The following is a 19,503-nucleotide window of genomic DNA, read 5'->3' as shown; positions in this document are numbered from 1 at the left end:
GCGAATTACATGTCACATTATTGACAAAATCTGAATTCTGGAATAATCTTGATTTTGCAGAAGAACAACGCATCGTACTTATGCATTACGTTTGGAGTACATTCAAGGACTTGTCTTTACTCTAAACTACCCGGTAACCAGCTTGTTTGGTTCCCCTATAGTTTGTGTAGGGAAATTAACCAGCATGGAAGTCATCTCTTACCAGATTCCTCAAGTGCCACGACTAGCTTGAAGAGAGTCTATAACAGAGCATAACTTCATGAGGGTTATTTGTGCTTTCATGATATATAATCTGGAGGTCAGCCATGGGATATAATTCACCACAACAAATTATGGAATTCACCGCAGAGGCAGGTGTGAAAAAAGCACAGCTCACATGGTTGTCCTTGATTCTCCTTGGATTTCTAGGGGGAGCATTCATCTCACTTGGATTTCTCCTCGACATCAGAGTCATTGGAACCGCGCCTAAGGAATGGGGCTCCATCGCTGGATTCATTGGTGCATCGGTATTCCCGTTAGGACTGGTGCTCATTATACTAGCGGGAGGTGAGCTGTTGACAGGCAATATGATGACGATGTCAATGGCCTGGTTCGCACGCAAAATCCGCCTTTATGATGTACTACGCAACTGGATTGTTGTGCTCATCATGAATTTCGTGGGTGCGATCTTTGTCGCATTTTTCTTTGGACATGTCGTGGGACTCACAGAAGGAGACTTTCTGACGAAGACCCTGGCTATTGCTCAGGCGAAGGTGAAGGATGGATTTATGGAATCTTTTATCTCGGCGATTGGCTGTAACTGGCTCGTATGTCTGTCCATCTGGATCGCAAATGGCAGTAAGGATTCCTTAGGGAAATTCGCAGGAGTCTGGTTCCCGGTCATGGCGTTCGTGGCTATCGGTTTCCAGCACGTGGTGGCCAATATGTTCGTTATCCCGGCAGCCATCTTCGCAGGCAGCCTGACCTGGGGAGATTATCTTTCAAATTTTGTTCCAGTGTTGCTAGGAAACATCGTGGGTGGTGCGGTATTTGTCTCTCTTATTTACTTTGGAGCCTATCGAAATAAGAGAGAGGTTGCCAGTGTAATGAACAGAGAGGCTTGAGTGTCTGGAAGAGTAAGGAAGACTCATCCAAACTCCAATTTTGCTTTCTTCGTCTAGATATTTACATTTCATCCGTGAGAGAATATAATGGCAAATGTACACCATAATTGGGAAGTAACAGGCTGCCCTTTTGCGATTAGAGTGTTGTACAAAAGTCTGATGGCAGTCTCCAATTGAATGGCCAAGTGCCCAAAACGGATTATTTTCCGTGTTTCTTTAAAGCTTCTGTGATGCACATAATCACTTCGTACAAGATTAATCGTTGTTTAGGCACGTTGATCTTTCTTGGTGAAAATAGTCTCATTTGAATGATCTATCTAAGAAAAAGTAGATCCGTGGCGAAGCTATGTCTTAATGCTAAAAAGGATATTTTTTACATTTTAAAATGGACGAGGGATTGCTAGTTTCATTCCTTATCCATTTTTTTTGATATAGTTATCCAACTACTATCCACTCCAGTGAGACGAAAGGAATGCTTCTAACAATGGAAAACACTCATATTATTCTATTGGATAAGCCCTTGGCCATAAAACACACTGAAGAATTAGAAAAGAGAATTTTTTTTATATCCTCGAACATTCATCATTTTAAATTAATCACAGGCGAAACAACAATTAATGGTGTAGAAGTTACTCTGCAACCAGGAACGGACCCAGAGGGAATTAAGACTAAAATAACCTCCGTGATTGATAATGAAATTGCACTTCAAAAAGTATTACCTCCACGAGTCGTATGGAAATCAAGTGATAACGTGCCCCAATTTCAAGATGAGCTTTTTGATAAAATGCTGGAACAAGAAATGGTATTTGAAATGGGCGAGGGTCAGGTCTGCTTTGGGGAAAAGTTAATCCACTTAATGGATACCTTGGATCAGATGATTAAAGATATGACTATATCTCATTTTGGAGCTACCGAATACCGATATCCTACCTTAATCTCTACCAAAGCCCTTGAGAAATGCGGATATTTCAAGTCATTCCCCCATTTCTTGATGTTCGTTACACGGCTGCATAATGATATTGATATCTATCGTGATTTCCTAGAGGACTACAAGTCCAATCATGGAATTGGCTCTTATTTACTTCCCTACTGTCAAAACGTCGATTACTGCTTACCCCCCACCATGTGCTACCACACATACTATCAGTTCCAAAACACCCAACATGCTGAGACACACAATCGTGTTATAACGTCTATCGGAAAATCATTTCGCTATGAATCGAAATATCATCGGACCCTGGAAAGACTATGGGATTTTTCTATCCGAGAAATTGTTTTTATGGGGTCCAGGGATTTTGTATTGGATAGTCGTCACAAATTTATGGAAGCAGCGTTCTCTCTTCTCGAAAAGCTGGGGTTAGAGGGGCATTGCGAAGTAGCCAGTGATCCTTTCTTTTGCAGCGAGGATACGGCAGCGAAAATATTTAATCAGAGAATGCAAGAACTCAAATATGAGCTGCGCTTAAAGGTTGGACCTGATCGAACCATTGCTGCAGCTTCTTTTAATTTTCATGATCACTTTTTTGGTGAGCAGTTCAATATAAAGCGCGGTGAGACGGAATGGATGTCAACAGGCTGCGTTGGATTTGGCATCGAGAGATTAGTCTACGCATTTATTAGTCAGCATGGACTAGATGAGGCACAATGGTCCAAGATCTTGTCGAATGCACAGTCAGAAGCTATTCACGCTGAATAAGCACCGTGAGCAGCCCCCGATAGTGAAACTTGCTTATAAATCTAATGTATGGAGGATTAAATGGAAAAACAGGGTCTATTCCAAATATTAGAGCTCGACGGTACTTTGCTGGATGACAATATGGTGATCAATGAAAAATTGGCCATGGAAATGTACAAGCTTCTTGTAATCAATCGAGTGTTTGATCGCAAGCTGGTGAATATGCAGCGCAAGGGTCAGATTGGTACATATGCCCCTTTTGAAGGTCAGGAGGCAAGTCAGGTAGGAAGTGCCATGGCTCTTTCGAAGCAGGACTGGATGTTTCCTACATATCGGGATCATGCCGCAATGTTAACATTCGGCTATGAGATGGTGAAAATAATCTGGTATTGGATGGGGAGAATTGAAGGATGTATACCGCCTGACAATAGGAATATCCTGCCTCCTTATGTGCCTATAGCTACACAGATCCCTCAAGCAGCCGGGGCTGCATGGGCTAGTAAATATAAGCATGAGAACGCATGCTCTATTGCTTACTTTGGCGATGGTGCTACCTCAGAAGGAGATTTCCATGAAGGGCTGAACATGGCTTCAGTATTCAAGGCGCCAGTGGTATTTTTCTGCCAAAACAATGGCTACGCAATTAGTGTACCTTTATCACGCCAGACATCTAGTGAAACGATTGCCCAAAAAGCTATAGCCTATGGTATGGAAAATGTTCGGGTGGATGGCAATGATATATTTGCTGTGTATGCAGCAACTAAAAACGCCTTGGAGGCTGCCAGAAGTGGGAAGGGCCCTTGTCTAATAGAAGCAGTAACCTATCGTTATGGCGCGCACACAACTTCGGATGACCCAAGCCGGTATCGGAGCCTAGCGGAAAGCGAAGCATGGAAACCGAGAGATCCTGTTTTGCGAGTAGAGGCCTACCTGCAAAGGCAAGGAATACTGGAGCAAGGTGTACGAGAGAGAGTCCGTAGTGAAGCGGAACGTTTGGTAGGTGATGCGATTCAGTTCGCACTTAATATTCCAAAGCCTGATCCAAAAAATATGTTTAACCATGTGCTCTCTAGCAAGCCGTGGAATATCCAAGAGCAGGAAAACAACTTTAATGAATTTATGCAAAGTCATCACCAATAGATGTTACGGAGGAGACTTAGTATGGAGAGAGAATTGAACCTTGTTCAGGCACTAAATGAAGCCTTGGATATGTTATTGGCCAGTGATGATCAGGTGCTTCTCTTAGGAGAAGATATCGGTATAAACGGTGGTGTGTTTCGTGTTACCGAGAATTTGTACAACAAATTTGGTGATCGACGTGTAGTGGATACTCCTTTATCCGAAGCAGGCATTGTAGGCTGTGCAATTGGTATGGCCTTAAATGGTCTTAAGCCTATCGTTGAAATTGAATTTTTTGGCTTCATTTATCCTGCCTTAGAGCAAATTCTGTCACATCTTTCAAGGCTGAGAATGCGCACTCAGGGTAAATATGAGGTGCCGTTAATTATAAGAGCTCCTTACGGGGCTGGAGTTCGTGCCCCCGAGCTGCACTCGGAAAGCATCGAAGCGCTGTTATTTCAATCACCAGGGCTACAAGTTGTGATACCTAGTAATCCCTATGACGCGAAGGGTCTGCTTATTGCGGCTTCGGAAGGTAGTGATCCTGTCATTTTTCTGGAGCCTATGAAAATATATCGCAGTGTGCGCAATCATGTCCCCGAGCATAGATATACAATTCCTCTGGGCAAGGCGAGTATCGTAAGAGAAGGGCAAGATATCACCGTCATATCCTGGGGGGCCATGATCTGGAACGTGATGCAGGCGGCGGAGCAGCTTGAGAAGTCGCACGGTGTTCATGTTGAGGTCCTGGATCTTCGTACGCTATATCCATTTGACATGGAGACGATAGAGCAATCTGTAAGAAAAACGAAGCGGGCTGTGATTGTACATGAAGCTGCATTGACAGGCGGTGTAGGGGCGGAGCTAGTTGCTGTGATTCAGGAGCGTATGTTCAGTGAATTGAAATCTCCGGTAAAGCGAATTACAGGCTTTGATGTACCTATTCCACAGTTCTCCATTGAGGACTACTATTTACCTTCTACAGATCGAATTGTTCACGAAATAGATCAAATGTTAGTTTCCTTGAAGAGGTGAGATATATGAAATATGAATTTTTGTTTCCCGAGCTTGGAGAAGGATTGTATGAAGGATATATCGTTGCGTATATGGTCAAAGAAGGAGAGCTGGTTGCTGAAGACCAACCGCTTGTTGAAGTTCAGACAGATAAGGTAACTACCGTGTTGCCTTCACCAGTAGCAGGAGTAATCGACAGGCTCCCCTATAAGCCGGGTGATGTCGTCACTGTCGACAACGTCATCTTGGTTATTGATCAAGACAGTAGGAGAACCTCGGACGTGATGAATAATGAATGGTTAAATATAGACCTGGGCCAGGCCGAGAAGCAGTCATGGAATGACTTCGGTATCAATCTAGGTACATACCCTAGTGCAGCATTAGAGGATTCCAGCGACGAGACAATTGTGAAGATGACATCCACTCGTAAAGAGATAGCGCGAATCGTAACAAAATCCATGCAAACCATCCCTCATGTAACGGCTTATGCTGAAGCAGATATAACAAATCTGCTGAATTATAAGGAACGATTACATCGAGATAAGGGACTAGACTTAACATTGACACCCATATTCGCAAAAGCATTGTCCCAGACCCTTCATCAGCATCCTATGTTCAACGCAAATGAGTTCAATGGCTCATTGAAACTGTTCTCAGAACATAATATCGGAATAGCGGTGGATACTGCGGATGGCGTTGTTATTCCAAGCATACATCAGGTTAATGGGAAGTCGGTTGATGAATTGGCTCAGGAGATTAATGCACTCGTGGAGAGAGCCAGATCCAAAACGATGTTACTTGCAGATTCTCAAAAGGGAACGATTACTATAAGTAATGTGGGAGCCATAGGAGGCGGATTTGCCACTCCTATTATTTTCTATCCACAGGTGGCTATCATTGCCTTTTACCGCGCAGATAAAAAAGTGGTTGTGACCGAGAACAATGAGCTTGTAGTTAGAAAAATGCTCCCGATCACGTTAACCTTCGACCATCGTTTCTTTGATGGTGCAGATGGACTGCGCTTTTTGAACTCCTTTAAGGCTCATCTGGAAAGTGGATATGAGGATTATCTGAATTAACGTATTTCACAAAATGGTTAAGAAATTCAATTCTAAACTCTGTACGTCTCAAATAAGTATGATATGATTGGTTGTGGAATTTGATTATATTCCCAACAAATCAATTATAAGTTAAAGTGATAACGGAGAGGTATTGTTCACGTAGCTCTGTCAAAGAAATTCCCTTAGTATAGTTTGACTTATCCATCTCCTTACCATTGGAAATCGAGTCAAACCAGGTTCATAAAAGCATTACGAGGAGATGTACGAAGTGAAAAAGCTTATCGAATTCAAAGCTGTGACGAAAGAATATTCCGTAGGAGAGGTGACAATTAAGGCACTTGCTGGCGTAGATTTCTCAATCATGGAGGGAGAATTCGTTGTAGTCTTGGGTGCTAGTGGTGCAGGTAAAAGTACAATTCTGAATATTCTAGGCGGTATGGATACAGCCACGGCTGGACAAGTGTGGGTCGGTGACCAGGATATTACGGGATTCAACGAGAAAAGACTAACGGAATATCGCGCTGAGAAGGTTGGTTTTGTATTTCAGTTCTATAACTTAATTCCGAACCTGAACGCGCTAGAGAATGTTGAGTTTGCCACGGAGGTATGCAAAGATCATCTGGATGCTAAAGACATCCTATACAAAGTGGGGCTAAAGGATCGTATGATGAACTTCCCTTCCCAACTTTCGGGTGGTGAACAACAGCGCGTAGCGATCGCGCGAGCCGTTGCCAAAAATCCGTTGCTTCTTCTGTGCGATGAACCAACCGGCGCCTTGGATTATGTTACGGGGAAATCCGTCCTAAAACTTCTTCAAGACCTGAACAAAGAAACGCAGAAATGCGTTGTACTGGTCACACATAACTCAGCGATCGCGCCCATGGCAGATAAAATTATTAAGGTGAAGAGCGGAAAGATTGAAAGCGTGACAATGAATCCTAACAGGCAGAACGTTGAAGGAATCGAGTGGTAATGATGAAGCTATTCATAAAATTGATTCGTGATATCAGGCAATCCATCGGGCAATTTATTGCATTTGTGCTGGTTATTGCGGTGGGCGCTTTTTTTTATGCAGGCTTGGTCACGTTAAGTGATGATCTTAGTGATTATACGAAGGCTTACTTTGAGGAGCATAACTTAAGTGATTTGAATGTCTACTATGAACGCATTTCCAAGCAGGCTGTGGCAAGCCTGAGTGAAATCCAGGGTGTAAACAAAATTGAAGGACGCTACAGCTTGGACGCAACACAGATGCTTGAGGGCACGAAAGCTACTGTAAAGCTGTATTCGATTCCTGAGCATAATCAAATCAATACACCTACAATCATTGAAGGCCAAATTCCGAACCAAGCGAATGAAATCTTGCTGGATTCCCATTACGCTCAAGAGCATCAGTATCAAGTTGGCGATCAGATCCAGTTAAGTGTGAATAACAAAAATGAGTTGTTCATAATCAGTGCTTTGGGCGAGAATGTGGAATATGCCAAGAAAAATGAAATACAGGATCATAAAACCTCAGGATTTGCGTACGTGTCTGAAGCAGCCTTGCCTCTCATAGCAGGCAGCTCGTACTATAATGAGATATTGATTGATGCCAAGGACGGATACGATATTGATCAATTAGGTAGAACAATGGAAGAGCAGTCCAAGGGACTCCCTTATCTAAGTCAAGTTAGCAAGGAACGGTCATTCAGCTATTCTCAGTTACAACAAACCATTCACAATAATAAGCTGATGAGCAAAGTAATACCGCTCGTTCTCTTTATCATCGAAGCTATTATTCTATTCCTTACCATGTCACGGATCATTGATTCGCAACGGAATCAAGTCGGGATCATGAAGGCACTGGGTGTAAAGAACAAGAGTATTATGCTGCATTATATGGGCTATCCAGTATTAGTGGGAATTATAGGGTCGATACTCGGCTGTATTGCGGCTGCCAGTATATTCATTCCATTAGTGAGAGCATCGAATGCGAGAGCTTACTCGCTACCTGATATTGCCTTCTCCTTATCCTTAACTTCCGTGATTCCACCCATTCTTTTTTCAAGTGCATTTGGAATCCTGTCCTGTTACTTAAGTGGTAGAGCTGTCTTGCGGGAACGCGCGGCACAGGCGATGCGTCCAAAGCCGCCTAAGAAGATGAAAAGGCTGCTTATCGAAAGGCTTCCGGGAGCCTGGAAAAACATCCCTTACAGCTACAAGCTTATACTGAGAAATATATTTCTCAACAAAGGGAAAGCTTTGGCGAGCTCCGCTGGAGTTGTCGTAAGCACAGTTTTGTTAATTACGGCTTTTGGTACTCAAATGGCTTTACAGCAAGTAGCTGATCAGATTGAAGTGGTAAACACCTATGATTTAAAGATTGACTACACCAGAGGAAATTCACCAGAGATGCTACAACTACCTGAAGGTATTAAGAGCAGCTATGATTTGTCAGCCTTCCCAGTGGAGCTCATTCAAGGAAATCGTAACGAGAATGCGACGTTAGTAGTTACTGAGAAGGATAACCATCTTATTCATTTCTTCGACGATCATGGTAATGAGCTGGCACTGCAAGACAATGGGGTACTGGTACCCAAATCGTATGCAGATAAGTACCGCATTGCAGAAGGTGATACCATTCAGATCAAGTTCACCACGCCAGAGTTATCTAATAAAACGGTCGATATGGAAGTCTTGCAAATTTCTACTCAGTACTCGAATCCTTCATTCTACTGTACACCAGCTTATCTAGGTAGCTTCGGCATTGATTATTCGCCAACGTCGTTATTGGTAGAGGCAGGTAGTGGGACAGAGCTTACAACCGTACGCAACTACTTCGAGCAAGTACAGCAGGTGGATATGATCTCGGATAAGAATGATTTAAGGCAATCGGCAGAGTATATTATGAAGCAAAATAGTTTTATCTTTATTATGTTTATCATCAGTGCTGTAGTTCTATCCTTTGGAGCGATGTACACGATATCCTCTATCAATATTTATGAAAGAAATCGTGAGCTGGCTACTTTAAAGGTGTTAGGCTATCCAAAACATAAAATACATCGGCTTATATTTTTCGAAAATATCATCCTGACCAGTTTTGCTATTGTGGTAGCACTGCCTATAAGTGGGTACATGTACGATCTGGTTGTCAGAGGCTTATCCAGTACACATCAGCAGATTCCTAACCAATTAAGTCTGCTTGTCTTGCTCATATCGGTGTGCCTTGCATTTGTGCTCACGATTTTGTCCAACTTGTTACTTCGAAGAAAAGTGTCGCAGATCAATATGATTGAATCCTTGAAGAGCATAGAGTAGTGGAATCGTAGTAACCCCATATTTAAGAAGCTTCCTACCCGTTGTGGTGCTGGAAGCTTCTTTGTTCTGGTTCTAAGAAAGGAACCCATAAGGAGATGAGACAATGAGTTCAGAGAAATCTTTTACAAAGCGTGAGATTATTGGATATTTGGCAGATATAGTGGAAGATATTTTGGACGAAAAGGTTGTGGATTATACCGAACCATTCATCAGCCTGGGTCTGGTATCTGTTGATATCCCTCTATTTACGAAGAAGGTATCGAAGCAATTCGGAATTGATATTGAAGTTGCATCCATATTTGAGAATTCCAACATCAACCTATATGCGGATTATGTCTATAACATCCTACACCCAGTAGACTTAGGCCCAGAGAGTGCTGACCCGGCCCAAGACAACAAAGCTTCTCGATCCAAGGAGGATGTTGCGATCGTGGGGATGAGCTGCCGCTTTCCTGGAGGAGCCAACAGCCCAGAGGAATATTGGGATGTCTTAATCAACGGGATTAATGGCATTTGTGAGATGCCTGAGAATCGGTGGGATGTGGATAGCTATTACAGCCCGGATAAAGAAGTGCCTGGGAAGATGTATTCAAGAAAAGGCGGCTTTCTAAATGTACCGATTGATGAATTTGATCAGAAGTTTTTTAATATATCGCCCAAAGAGGCAAAAGCATTGGACCCCCAGCAGCGATTACTCCTTGAGTTGACGTGGGAGGCCTTTGAGCATGGTGGCATCAATATTGCTCAATATTATGGAAGCAATACGGGTGTATACATCGGTATAGCAGGAGAGGAATATTCATTTGCTCATTACAAATCAGGGGATTTGAGTAAAATAGATGCCTATTCCCTTACGGGGACAACTTTTAGTACTGCCTGCGGGAGGATATCGTACACATTTGGCTTTGAAGGACCATCCTTTTGTGTGGATACAGCATGCTCTTCCTCACTCACGGCACTTCACTTGGCCTGCCAAGCGATTAAATCTGGTGAGGTGGATACCGCAGTTGTTGGTGCTGTGAATTTGATGATTTCGCCAGCCGTTCATGTGTGCTTCTCCAAGCTAGAGGCTATTTCCATTGACGGGCAGAGCAAAAGCTTTGATGCTGCAGCAAATGGTTATGGACGGGGAGAAGGTGGCGGAGTGCTGATCTTAAGGCGTCTAAGTGATGCTGAGAAGGATAAAGACAATATCATTGGGATTGTAAAGGGCACAGCGATCAACCAGGACGGAAAGAGCAATGGGTTAACGGCTCCCAATGGCCAAGCTCAGGAAAAAGTAATTCGAAAGGCGCTAAAAGATGCTGGGTTACAGCATTCTGATATTGAATATTTGGAGATGCATGGCACAGGTACAAAATTGGGCGATCCAATAGAGGTAAAGGCTGTTGTGAATACCTATGCCAAAGATAGAACGATGAATAACCCCCTTCAGATTGGCTCTGTTAAATCCAACATTGGGCATTTGGAGGCGGCGGCAGGTATAGCTAGCATTATAAAGGTGCTACTAACGTTCAAGAACGAGATGATTCCTGCAAATCTCAACTTTAACGAGCCTAATCCACATATCCCTTGGGAGAAATCACCGATCTCCGTCATATCGGAACACAAAGTCTGGAAGAACGAAGGAAGCTTAAGAAGGGTCGGAATAAACGGTTTTGGCTTTGGGGGTTCCAACGCCCATATCATTTTGGAGGAACCACCCCGAATAGAGCAGCAGCATACTAACGATGCAGAGCCGATCTCTATCATCAAAATATCAGCTAAAAGTGAACATGCATTATATGAAAACATAAAAAGCAATCTTGCACATTTACAGCGTAACCCGCATATTGCACTCAAAGATTACGCATATAGCAACAACCAGGGGAAGGTTGATTTTGCTCATCGGTTTACGGTATCAGGTAAAAGTCGAGAAGAAATAATGAACAGGCTTCAGGCATATTTGGATACGAACAGCAAGGATGGGATCTCCACAAGACAGAATGAACAACTTGATGTCCAACAGGATATAAAGCTCGTATTTCTGTTCACAGGCCAAGGTTCGCAGTACTTGAATATGGGCAAGGAATTGTACCAATCCAATCCTCCGTTTAAGTTCGCCTTGGACGAATGCGATCAATTATTTTATCCGTTTATAAATCAATCGTTAGTGGAGATGCTCTATAGTGGCAACTACTCTAGCGGAGATATTGAGAAGACTCTCTATGCCCAGCCGCTTATATTTTCTATCGAGTATGCCTTGCTGAAATTTTGGGAAAGCATAGGGGTTACACCTGAAGTTGTCCTTGGTCATAGTTTGGGAGAATATGCAGCCGCCGTTGCCGCTGACATATTGAATCTTGCGGATGCGGTAAAGCTGGTTGCGGTGCGCGGCCAATTCATGGATTCAGCTCCGGGGCGCGGGGCCATGGCCGCTATTTTTGCGAATCATGCTACCGTGGAAGCACTGTTGCAAGATTATAAAGGTAAACTCTCTATTGCTCTGCATAATGCGGAAGAAAATATCGTGATCTCTGGTGATGTGGATGCTGTTGAAGAAGTAACGACAGAAGCCATGCAGAGAAAATTAAATGTAAATAGATTGCAAGTGTCTCATGCGTTCCATTCTCACCTTATGACTCCGATCCTAGAGCAATTTAGACATGTTGCTGATGAAGTGAAATTTAATAAAAGTAAGCTCACCTATATATCCGCTACCCTCGGAAGAGTAATGGACAAAGAAGACATATTAGATGCGGAGTATTGGACCAATCATATCAAGGATAAAGTTGATTTCTACCATGCGATGTCCCAATTGAAGGATACACCCAATACCATATTCCTTGAAATTGGTTCCAACAAAATGCTGTGTACGCTTGGCAGATTGACTCTTAATGAAGATCGGCTATTGTTGAACTCTCTGGATATGAGGAAAAATGCTTGGGAACAAATCACATACTGCCTAGGGGAACTGTATTGCCATGGTGTAGATGTTCAATGGGAGGGTCTTGCGACAAGCTTTGACCATAGTTTCAATCGGGTAGCATTACCTACGTATGTATTTGATAAGGAGTCTTACTGGATGCAGCCCGTGTGCTCTCATGAAGCCAGTAGAACGAGCAGTGCAGGTACGGATTATCATCCGCTTATTGGGCAGAGAATTAGAACGCCTTATTTAAAAAATGGAGTTCTATATCAAAGCGAATATACGATGGGAAATCCATATTTTATGCAGGAACATATTATTTTCGATACCGCAATAGCGCCTGCTGCTGCTCATATGTCCATGCTGATCTCGATTGCAAAGGATTTCCGAGATCCAGTGAGCTGCACCATTTCGAATGTGGAGTTTCATGCGCCCTTAACAGCTGTCCAGGAAGAAAAACGGATAGTGCAATTTTCAATTGAAGATACCGATCTGGAGCAAATGAAATTTGAGCTGGTCAGCACAGATAAGCAGTCACAACACGAGAATTGGATGAAGCATTGTCAGGGAAATATTGTGATGTCCCAGGAGCGGGGGCATGAGAAACGGGTATCTATTACTGAATTAAAGGCCCAGTACCCTGAAGTGAACTCAGGAGTTAATGCTTATGATGTGATGAGGAAATTCGGATTCAAATTAGGTGAGGGTTTTACGAGAATTTCGCAGGTGTGGAAAGGTGAAGCTGAAGGGCTTTGTTATATTGATCCCAAAAAAGACATTCCGAATGGTCAAGATTATATCGTGTATGCAGGCACAATCGATTCGATTTTTCAATCCGTATTCTTCATTTCCGAATTAAGTATGAGAATGAATTCGCAAAGTGAAGATTATGCCTTAAAGACGGCCATTCCTATTTCTTTAGGGAAAATTAAATACTACTACAGGGAAGCTGAGAGCTTCTGGTGTCATATTAAAGTAGACGATTCCCAGCAATCTGGCGTTGTAGGCGATATTGATGTGTACAACGAAAAGGGAGAAATTGTTTTTGAAATTGAACGCATCATGGCCAAGATCACAGAGCGCGACACACTGCTCAAGGAAATGAATAGTAGTGGGGATCGCATGGTCTACGATGTAAAGTGGATGGAACAAGCAAGAACGGGAAGAAAGCTAGAAGTAGATCTGAATGAAAAAATCATTTTGTTCGGAAATGAAGCAGATGTCGTTGATCGTTTCTTTGAACAATTCACTGGTAGGGGCATGTCTGCTGTTCGAGTTATTCAAGGGGACAAGTATGTAGAGCATGAGAACGATGTGTTTTTTGTATCGTACACGAATAAGCACGAAGTTAAGAACCTTCTGGAGCGTATCGCAAATCAATATCAACAAGAAAAATATAGACTCATCTATCTAAGTACAACTAATGAGACTAGACTGGCTAATCTTGATGCAAATGAGTTGTTGCGAAGGGTCCAAGAGGACTCTAGTGGTCTGTTGCATATCGTACAATCCATTACAGAATTGAATTACACGCAGACCATGGGGATACAAGTAATAACCAATAATGTGCATCAGTCAGGTGGTACACCTACATCCGTATATCAAGCACCACTATGGGGATTTAGCGAGGTTATTCGACTTGAGCATACAGGACTGTGGAATGGCATTATTGATTCGGATATTCCTATGTTAGAGAACCATATCGATGAGATTATCAGTGAAATTCTCCATGGTGTGGACAAGCAGGTCGTGCTCAGAGATAACCATAAAAGATACATTCCTAAGCTGATTAGAGGTGGAAGAAGCCTGGCTCAGCATAAGGAAATCACGCTTCGAGCTGATGATGAAGCCGCATACTTGATCACGGGTGGGACTGGATCGATAGGTCAGATCTATGCAGAGTATTTGATTCAGAAGGGTGCTCGCAACATCGTCTTATTAAGTAGAAATCAAGCCTCGGCTACCATGCTTGAAGTGATGGACTCTTGGAAAGAAAACGGTGTTCAGGTCATGCTTGAAAAAGCAGATGTGAGCAACGAAGCAGACGTAATTGCTGTAGTACAACAGCTTAGACAGAACAACATGACGATTAGAGGAGTCGTTCATGCTGCTGGAATTATTGATGATAAGATGATCAGAGATCAGACCTGGGAAAGCTTTGAGAACGTATTCAAAGCTAAGGTAGCGGGTACCTATCATTTACATCATGCATTAAAGGAAGAGGATCTGGACTTCTTCATTATGATGTCATCTATCTCCTCAATCGTAGGAAATATGGGCCAAGCCAACTATGCTGCGGCTAATTATTTTATGAACATTTTTGCAGAATACAGAAGAAGCCTGGGATTACCTGCATTGTCGATATGCTGGGGACCTTGGGAGGAAGCCGGGATGGCAACGAGTAGTAGTGACATTTTGAAGAACATTGGGAACAAGGGCATATATGGAATGTCCAAAGAACTTGGCAGGAAAATGATCGACAAGGTATTCCTTAAGGATCTGGCTTCGATTGTAGTTGCTGATGCAGATTGGGAGCTATTTAGCCAAAAAACGGGTGTGGATGAAGTTACAGCATTCCTAACAAATTTCATCATGAATAGCCATACGGCTAGTGAGGCAAAAGACAATCAGGATTCCAAGCAAAATGTTGTCGCCAGCCTGCATGCTTTAGGTCCATCAGAAAGAAGCGAGTATTTATTAAGCCTATTGCACACTTCAGCGGCTAAAATTATCGGATTTGAGGATGTAAATCAATTGTCTGTAGATACCCCTTTTGCGGAGCAAGGGGTAGATTCTTTGATGATCTTCTCTTTGAGAAACCAGATAAAGAGTCTGCTGGATTTGCAGGTCGATATTTCGATATTCTTCAATTACCCATCCTTAAGAAAACTGAATAGCTATTTGTTAACAGAGGTCGAGAGCTTACAGCAGCAGAAGGACGCTGTTCCGTCGGCTAGTGACGAACCATCAGTAGATGACATCTTGTCTGAGATCAACTCTTTAATTAACTAAAGACAATGTTTTCTTGCTATGTCGTACTTCGGAGGAAGCGATACCATGAAATTATTTTGTTTACCATTTGCAGGTGGATCCAAGCGTGCATACTCACATTGGGGTAGACTTGCTAACCATTCCTTAGAGGTGGAGGGGATCGAATTAAAGGGGAGGGGGGAAAGGTTCGGTCAGGGCTTTTATCGTGATATTACAGAAGCCGTTGATGATATCTATGAACTGATAAAAGACAGCATCGAGAAGGAAGAGTATGCATTATATGGACACAGCATGGGGACGCTTCTCGCTTACGAGCTGTACTACAAGGTTATCGACGAAGGGCAGCGGAAGCCACAGCATATTTTTTTCTCAGGACGTCAGTCTCCTATTGTGAAGGACAACATGCATATTACCTCCTATATGCCTGATGATGAATTTATTGCAAGGCTCATTGCCCTTGGTGGCATTCAAGAAGAGCTAACTCAGAGCAAGGAATTAATGGAGTTCTATTTGCCAGTGATCAAGAATGACATCAGAATGATGGAAAACTATGATTTTCAGAAGAAGGCCAAAAATATAGAATGTGGTATTTCCGTTTTGCATGGAATAGACGACACGATTGATGGTCCACAAGAGATGATGTGGGATGATTTATGTGAGAAAAGAAGCAAGCTTTATTATTTTTTGGGAGGTCATTTTTTTATTAATGATCATGCTGACAAGATTATGAATATCATTGAAGGCGAATTATTGCCAAATGAGGTTGATTATGAACTTGCTAATGAATAAGCAGCGAGCCTTTCTTTTCCAAGGCGTAGGTGCACAATATCAGGATCTATTGGATAGATTCGATAATGTGCAGCTTCAAAGCCTGAAGCGCTACGGTTCCATTGTGCTTGAGGAGATTGGAGTAGACCTGTACGGCTACCTAATGAAGCATCAGGATATAGAATGGGACAGTTTGTTCTATGATTGGATCGCCATCTATACGTGTGACTATATCATCTATCAACAATTTATTGATTCCGGGGTAAGGCCAGCGGTGATGCTAGGGTACAGTATGGGCCTAATCACAGCCATGGCTTGCGCGAAATCTATCTCTTTTGCTGATGGCCTACGAATGCTTCAGACGATATACGAATACCCCAAGGACAGCTCGGATTCCTATGGAATGGGGGTTATCGTAGGGCAGACGTATAAGGAGGTGTACCAGCTTATCGTTGATTGTAACGCAGAGAATGAGGTGTTCATTGCAAGTGAGAATAATGATACATGTCTGGTTGTGTCGGGGATCAAGGATAGCATCCATCAGGTGCTGAAGAGAGCTGAGGAAGAAGGTGCCATAAAAGCTTCATTGATAAATACACCTTACGCGTTTCATTCTCCTTACGCAGCTAGAGGCATAAATATGTTCGTTGATCTTGTTGAGACGATTCCCGTTCGTGAGGCTGAAGTGCCGATACTATCTGTGTTTACCCAGACCTTCATCCAAAGTGCACCTGATCTAAAGAATGAGCTTATCAAAAACATGGCAAGTCCCATGAATTGGAATGCCTCCATTCTAAAATTAGGAGAGTCGGAAATAGATAGCTTTGTTGAAGTTAGTCTGGATGATTCTCTTACCAAAATATCAAGGATTATCAATCTGGATAACGAGTTTCTGACTTACAAGAAGTTTCAGCGACTGGAAAAAGCGTTGTAATAAAAATACTAATACAATGAGGTGCTTACGCATGGAACAAATTAAAAGCCGAATCAGAGAAATGTTAAGCCAATTTATTAAAAGCCAGGATATTGAAGATCATGATGATATTTTTGCTATAGGAGATGTGGATTCTCTCTTTGCTATGCAGTTGGTTGTGTTCATTGAAAAAGAGTTCGGAATTGAAATTGATAATGATGATTTGGATCTGAACAATTTCAAATCCATTGATGCTATTTCTGCTCTCGTAGCAAATAAAAGCGGTGTACTAGGTCACTAATCCAAGCAACATACAAATGACTTGAGGCTAGAGAGTATCTGCTTGATTTCTGCCTTGGGGGAGCGAAAGGAATGGATATTAACATGAAAGTAATTGGAGTTATAGGCGCGGGTGTTATGGGAACGGGCATCGCTCATAATTTTGCATTGGCAGGATATGAGGTAATACTCATTGATATCTCAACTGCGATTCTGGAACAAGCCAAAGAGCGAGTTGCCGGCAACATTCGTTTTCAAAGCTTGTACAACAAGGATTTCAAGGCAGAGAAGCCGGATACGATTCTGAACCGGATATGCTTCACCGATAATTATGACTTATTACAGAATGCGGACTATGTTATTGAAAATGTAACGGAGAAATGGGAGATCAAGAAGGACGTGTACTTGACGCTTGATCGGATCTGCCCTGACCATTGTATCTTTGCCGTTAATACGTCATGTATTTCGATTACCAAGGTTGCTTCTCTTACCAAAAGACCAGATAGAATCATTGGCTCACATTATATGAACCCAGTATTAATGAAGCCCGTGGTAGAGGTGATCAAGGGGTACCATACCTCGGAGGCAACCATTGAAGCAACCGTTGAGCTACTCGCTACCTTGAAGAAAGAGGCTATTGTGGTGAATGACTTACCAGGATTTGTGTCCAACCGCATATCACATCTGATGATGAATGAAGCGGCATTCGTCGTGCAGGATCAGGTTGCGGAGCCAAAGGATGTAGATGATATATTCAAAAAGTGCTTTGGTCACAAAATGGGACCACTTGAGACGGCTGACCTAATAGGTCTGGATACCGTTGTACATTCGCTAGACGTTCTATACGAAAGCTATCAGGATTCCAAATTCCGTTGCTGTCCGCTCCTTCGCAAAATGGTAGAAGCCGGGACACATGGAAGGAAAACAGGTCAAGGATTTTACTCCTATCCAAGCTTCGAGCATAGTCTAGTGAAAGCATGACGAGGTAGCATAGTCTAATTTTAAAGCCGCATGATAACAGGAATAGGTCTTGGACAAATGAATCGTGTCTAGTGAGTGACGAGCATGAGCTCTCCAACTGAACGCGATTCTTTTTGTTTTAGCTCTCGACTGGAGGAAAAATGGAGAACACTAGCGAACCCAAAAAACGGTTGTGGTCGATGAATTTCTTTTTACTCTGGCAAGGACAATTGGTGTCTGCTTTGGGAGATTCTATTTATGAAATTGCCCTGACCTTCTGGATTCTTTACAAAACAGGGTCACCAGGGTTGATGGGAGCCCTGATGGCTACTGCCTTGCTGCCCAAGGTTCTGATCTCTCCTTTTGCAGGAGTTATCGTGGATCGCACAGACAGAAGAAAAATGATATTGCTGATGGATTTCATTCGAGGCCTATGCATCACTTTTGTAGGGATTGCTGCTATATTTGGAGTCCTTGAAATTTGGATGGCCTTCGCCGCAGGGATCATCCTGGGTACATGTGCTGCATTTTTTAATCCTGCAGTTACATCAACAATCCCTGATATTGTTCCCTCATCTCGAATTGTACAAGCCAGTGCCAACTTAAGCATGCTACGAGCCATTTCTCAAATACTCGGGCCTTCATCCGGGGGCGTGCTGTTTCATCTTGTGGGCGCACCGATTCTATTTCTATGTAATGGCATATCCTACATCGTATCATTTATTCTTGCAATTTTTATGAAAATTCCCAAATCAACGAACCAAGATCAGAAGTACAACTTTTGGCATGATATGAAGGATGGGGTTACGTATATTTGGAATATGAAAGGGCTTAGAGACTTGATTGTGTTAGCAGGTCTCTCCAACTTCTTTTCAACGATAAGTATCGTGTTGCTTGCACCGATGTTTAAGAATTCAGCGAATCTGGGAGAAGTAAGATATGGTATTGCCATTGCCATCTTTACGTTAGGCATGCTGGCAGGGATGGTGTATACATCTGTATTTCGTATTAAGCCGGAAAACAAAAGTATGGTACTTACGATATCAGGAATACTTTCAGGATTATTCTTTTCAACTGCAGTCATGATGAATGGTTTTGCACTCATGACCTGCTTGTTATTTATCGGTGGTGTATTCAGTGCAATTGTTAATGTGTTGATTGAATCGACTATTCAATTGACAGTGGTTCAGGAAATGAGAGGCAAGGTATCCTCCATAAAAGGGACACTCACCATGGGGCTCGCACCTGTGGGTATGCTTATTGGAGGTTTATTAGGTGAGTTTTTCCCGATCAAATATATAGTGTTTACAGGCTTTATGGCCATGAGTGTATTGTTTATTCCGTTATTTTTCATGAAATCTTTCAAAGTATTTATTCGAGGTAATCAAGCGCAACATAACATTGGACTGTAA

General features: G+C 42.6%; 13 protein-coding genes. All 13 read left to right on the top strand.

All coding sequences use genetic code 11. From position 1 onward, the window contains the following. Positions 1-305: 305 nt before the first annotated feature. The 13 genes from MKX74_RS18770 to MKX74_RS18710 all read left to right on the top strand — a co-directional run bounded on the left by MKX74_RS18770 (position 306) and on the right by MKX74_RS18710 (position 19,503). Positions 306-1,103, top strand: coding sequence for a formate/nitrite transporter family protein (locus tag MKX74_RS18770; RefSeq protein WP_028591861.1), 798 nt, complete (start codon positions 306-308; stop codon positions 1,101-1,103). A 484-nt stretch (positions 1,104-1,587) separates the two neighbouring features. Beyond that, positions 1,588-2,799: a hypothetical protein gene (locus MKX74_RS18765; RefSeq protein WP_341179410.1), complete on the top strand. Its 1,212-nt coding sequence runs from the start codon at positions 1,588-1,590 to the stop codon at positions 2,797-2,799. 60 nt (positions 2,800-2,859) lie between these two features. After that, complete coding sequence (gene pdhA / locus MKX74_RS18760; protein ID WP_341179409.1) at positions 2,860-3,918, top strand: pyruvate dehydrogenase (acetyl-transferring) E1 component subunit alpha; 1,059 nt, start codon at positions 2,860-2,862, stop codon at positions 3,916-3,918. Between the two features lie 21 nt (positions 3,919-3,939). Beyond that, positions 3,940-4,932, top strand: coding sequence for an alpha-ketoacid dehydrogenase subunit beta (locus MKX74_RS18755; protein WP_341179408.1), 993 nt, complete (start codon positions 3,940-3,942; stop codon positions 4,930-4,932). A gap of 5 nt (positions 4,933-4,937) precedes the next feature. Then, positions 4,938-5,990 carry a dihydrolipoamide acetyltransferase family protein gene (locus MKX74_RS18750; protein WP_341179407.1) on the top strand — a complete coding sequence of 351 codons (1,053 nt, stop codon included), beginning with the start codon at positions 4,938-4,940 and terminating at the stop codon, positions 5,988-5,990. A 250-nt stretch (positions 5,991-6,240) separates the two neighbouring features. Beyond that, complete coding sequence (locus tag MKX74_RS18745; RefSeq protein WP_133567404.1) at positions 6,241-6,945, top strand: ATP-binding cassette domain-containing protein; 705 nt, start codon at positions 6,241-6,243, stop codon at positions 6,943-6,945. A gap of 2 nt (positions 6,946-6,947) precedes the next feature. Further along, a complete protein-coding gene (locus tag MKX74_RS18740; protein WP_341180610.1) occupies positions 6,948-9,272 on the top strand; it encodes an ABC transporter permease in 2,325 nt (774 codons plus the stop codon). Positions 9,273-9,375: 103 nt separating this feature from the next. After that, a complete protein-coding gene (locus MKX74_RS18735; RefSeq protein WP_341179406.1) occupies positions 9,376-15,192 on the top strand; it encodes a type I polyketide synthase in 5,817 nt (1,938 codons plus the stop codon). Positions 15,193-15,237: 45 nt separating this feature from the next. Beyond that, complete coding sequence (locus tag MKX74_RS18730) at positions 15,238-15,960, top strand: thioesterase II family protein (RefSeq protein ID WP_341179405.1); 723 nt, start codon at positions 15,238-15,240, stop codon at positions 15,958-15,960. Beyond that, positions 15,941-16,873 (top strand): ACP S-malonyltransferase, encoded by a 933-nt coding sequence (locus MKX74_RS18725; protein ID WP_341179404.1) that lies wholly within the window; start codon positions 15,941-15,943, stop codon positions 16,871-16,873. Before MKX74_RS18730 ends, MKX74_RS18725 begins: the two co-directional genes overlap by 20 nt. A gap of 31 nt (positions 16,874-16,904) precedes the next feature. Beyond that, positions 16,905-17,153, top strand: coding sequence for a phosphopantetheine-binding protein (locus MKX74_RS18720; RefSeq protein WP_133567399.1), 249 nt, complete (start codon positions 16,905-16,907; stop codon positions 17,151-17,153). A 71-nt stretch (positions 17,154-17,224) separates the two neighbouring features. Then, positions 17,225-18,112, top strand: coding sequence for a 3-hydroxyacyl-CoA dehydrogenase family protein (locus MKX74_RS18715; RefSeq protein WP_341179403.1), 888 nt, complete (start codon positions 17,225-17,227; stop codon positions 18,110-18,112). A 140-nt stretch (positions 18,113-18,252) separates the two neighbouring features. Beyond that, a complete protein-coding gene (locus tag MKX74_RS18710) occupies positions 18,253-19,503 on the top strand; it encodes an MFS transporter (protein ID WP_341179402.1) in 1,251 nt (416 codons plus the stop codon).

The organism is Paenibacillus sp. FSL K6-1230, from assembly GCF_038002385.1.
Lineage (GTDB): Bacteria > Bacillota > Bacilli > Paenibacillales > Paenibacillaceae > Paenibacillus > Paenibacillus massiliensis.
Note: the sequence above shows the minus strand (reverse complement) of the source record. Positions and strands in the feature narration are given on the sequence as shown.

What these genes read in the sequence shown, in the direction of transcription:
- MKX74_RS18770 (WP_028591861.1), top strand. Translation starts at nt 306, where the DNA reads ATGGGATATAATTCACCACAACAAATTATGGAATTCACCGCAGAGGCA.
- MKX74_RS18765 (WP_341179410.1), top strand. Translation starts at nt 1,588, where the DNA reads ATGGAAAACACTCATATTATTCTATTGGATAAGCCCTTGGCCATAAAA.
- pdhA (WP_341179409.1), top strand. Translation starts at nt 2,860, where the DNA reads ATGGAAAAACAGGGTCTATTCCAAATATTAGAGCTCGACGGTACTTTG.
- MKX74_RS18755 (WP_341179408.1), top strand. Translation starts at nt 3,940, where the DNA reads ATGGAGAGAGAATTGAACCTTGTTCAGGCACTAAATGAAGCCTTGGAT.
- MKX74_RS18750 (WP_341179407.1), top strand. Translation starts at nt 4,938, where the DNA reads ATGAAATATGAATTTTTGTTTCCCGAGCTTGGAGAAGGATTGTATGAA.
- MKX74_RS18740 (WP_341180610.1), top strand. Translation starts at nt 6,948, where the DNA reads ATGAAGCTATTCATAAAATTGATTCGTGATATCAGGCAATCCATCGGG.
- MKX74_RS18735 (WP_341179406.1), top strand. Translation starts at nt 9,376, where the DNA reads ATGAGTTCAGAGAAATCTTTTACAAAGCGTGAGATTATTGGATATTTG.
- MKX74_RS18730 (WP_341179405.1), top strand. Translation starts at nt 15,238, where the DNA reads ATGAAATTATTTTGTTTACCATTTGCAGGTGGATCCAAGCGTGCATAC.
- MKX74_RS18725 (WP_341179404.1), top strand. Translation starts at nt 15,941, where the DNA reads ATGAACTTGCTAATGAATAAGCAGCGAGCCTTTCTTTTCCAAGGCGTA.
- MKX74_RS18720 (WP_133567399.1), top strand. Translation starts at nt 16,905, where the DNA reads ATGGAACAAATTAAAAGCCGAATCAGAGAAATGTTAAGCCAATTTATT.
- MKX74_RS18715 (WP_341179403.1), top strand. Translation starts at nt 17,225, where the DNA reads ATGGATATTAACATGAAAGTAATTGGAGTTATAGGCGCGGGTGTTATG.
- MKX74_RS18710 (WP_341179402.1), top strand. Translation starts at nt 18,253, where the DNA reads ATGGAGAACACTAGCGAACCCAAAAAACGGTTGTGGTCGATGAATTTC.